The organism is Streptomyces calidiresistens, assembly GCF_014141525.1.
Classification (GTDB): domain Bacteria; phylum Actinomycetota; class Actinomycetes; order Streptomycetales; family Streptomycetaceae; genus Streptomyces; species Streptomyces calidiresistens.
Genome location: NZ_VKHS01001039.1, coordinates 1 through 1,596, shown reverse-complemented (window position 1 = coordinate 1,596; position 1,596 = coordinate 1). Strand labels below are relative to the sequence as shown.

The window sequence follows — 1,596 nt, the reverse complement described above, 5'->3', positions numbered from 1 at the left end:
GTGTATAAGAGACAGGGTCCGGGGGGCGGAGGCGTCGGTCATCGCCCGCGTCCCGTGCCCCGGAAGAAGTCACCCGGGTTGATGTCACCCTCGGCGAACCGTCCCACCACGAAGCCGACGGCCCCGAGCGCGGCCACCAGGAGGAAGGCACCGAAGCCGCCGAAGTACCCGGCGAAGCCGAGCGCCATGCCGGCGATCATGCCGACCAGTGCCATGCCCATCGTTCACTCCGTTCGTTGGGGCGCGTGTCGGGGCGCTGGTTCGGTTGCCCGTCCGAACCGCCGGGGCCCGGGGGTCACTGGAGGGACGGGCGTCCGCTGTCGCCCCCGTCCTCGTCCTCGTCCTCCTCGTCGGGGAGCTTGACGTCGCCCACGGCGATGTTGACCTCGACGACCTCGAGGCCGGTCATCCGCTCCACGGAGGAGATGACGTTCTCGCGGACGTCATGCGTCACGTCGGAGATGGCGTAGCCGTACTCCACCACCAGGTCCAGGTCGAGGGCGGTCTGCACCTCACCCACCTCGGCCTTGACGCCGCGGGTGGCGGTGGAGCCCCCTCCGCCGCCGGGTACCCGGTCGCGAACCGCACCGAAGGTGCGGGCCAGCCCGCCGCCCATCGCGTGGACGCCCTGTACGTCCCGCGCCGCGATACCGGCGATCTTGGCGACCACCCCGTCGGCGATGGTGGTGCGGCCGCGGGTGGCGGGATCGCCCCCTCCACGCCGGGAGCCCGAGGTGCGGCTGCCCCGGGAGGTGTCGGTGTCGGTGTTCCGGTCGGTGCTCTTCTCGGTGCTGGTCTCGCTCATGGTGCCTCTCCTCGTGCCCGATCGGGATCGCGCCGAAGCGGCTCCCGTCGCGGGTCTGCGGGATCGATACGGTGGCCCCCAAAGGCTGCGGTGACCGCGGACCGTTCCCGTCGCTCGGACGAATACCGGCCCGGTGGCCACATTAGGCACAACCCGTGCCCCCGCGCCCCGACACACTCCGCCGCCCGGGTGAACCGCGTGGTCGGGAGGGGGGTCATACGGGATGCTGTACCCATTCGGGAGCCCTCTGCACGTGCTCCCGGGCCCGTGCCGCCCCGTCCGGGGCGACCGCACGGGGGACGACGAGCGAGGCGGGCGAGTTGCGGATGGGTGTTCGGGGACTGACGGAGACGGTGCGGGAGCAGGTGCGGATGGGCAGGCTCCTGCCTTTCGGCGACCCGGTTCCGGCCGGCACCGGATGGATCGCCGAGGGAGCCGTCCGCGAACTCCTGACCGGGGACGCCGACACCGTCCCCGGGGGGCGGTTGTCGCGGTTGCGGTTCTCCCCGGACACGACCGCCCCGCCCCTCGGTCGGGGGGAGCGTCCGGCGGCCGGTCTGACGACGGGAACGGTGCGGCTGGAGGCGGTGGTGTTGCTCTCCGGGGAGGAGCCCCTGCCCGATGCGGCGGACCGGGTGCGGTCCGCCCTGGCCGCCGGGGCCCGCGCGCTGTCCCTGCCGGTGACGATCGTGGACGTGCGGGTGGACGGCCTGTGGGCCCCCGGGGACCCGGAGCCGGCGGAGTCGGGGGGCCCGGCGGAGTCGGGGGGCCCGGCGGAATCGGGGAACGGG

2 protein-coding genes and 1 pseudogene are annotated in these 1,596 nt (G+C 73.7%); 1 reads left to right on the top strand and 2 read right to left on the bottom strand.

Annotated features, from left to right (window positions below; translation table 11 throughout):
* Positions 1–38: 38 nt before the first annotated feature.
* The gene (locus tag FOE67_RS25260) at positions 39–221 is read right to left on the bottom strand and encodes a hypothetical protein (RefSeq protein ID WP_182667133.1); all 183 of its coding nucleotides are present in this window, start codon (positions 219–221) and stop codon (positions 39–41) included.
* A gap of 74 nt (positions 222–295) precedes the next feature.
* Positions 296–805 carry an Asp23/Gls24 family envelope stress response protein gene (locus tag FOE67_RS25255; RefSeq protein WP_182667132.1) on the bottom strand — a complete coding sequence of 170 codons (510 nt, stop codon included), beginning with the start codon at positions 803–805 and terminating at the stop codon, positions 296–298.
* Between the two features lie 326 nt (positions 806–1,131).
* Between FOE67_RS25255 and FOE67_RS25250 the strand changes: the two are divergent.
* Positions 1,132–1,596: pseudogene (locus FOE67_RS25250) on the top strand (hypothetical protein); the annotation flags it as partial.

Coding starts and splice junctions, on each gene's coding strand:
- FOE67_RS25260 (WP_182667133.1), bottom strand. CDS start 221: ATGGGCATGGCACTGGTCGGCATGATCGCCGGCATGGCGCTCGGCTTC.
- FOE67_RS25255 (WP_182667132.1), bottom strand. CDS start 805: ATGAGCGAGACCAGCACCGAGAAGAGCACCGACCGGAACACCGACACC.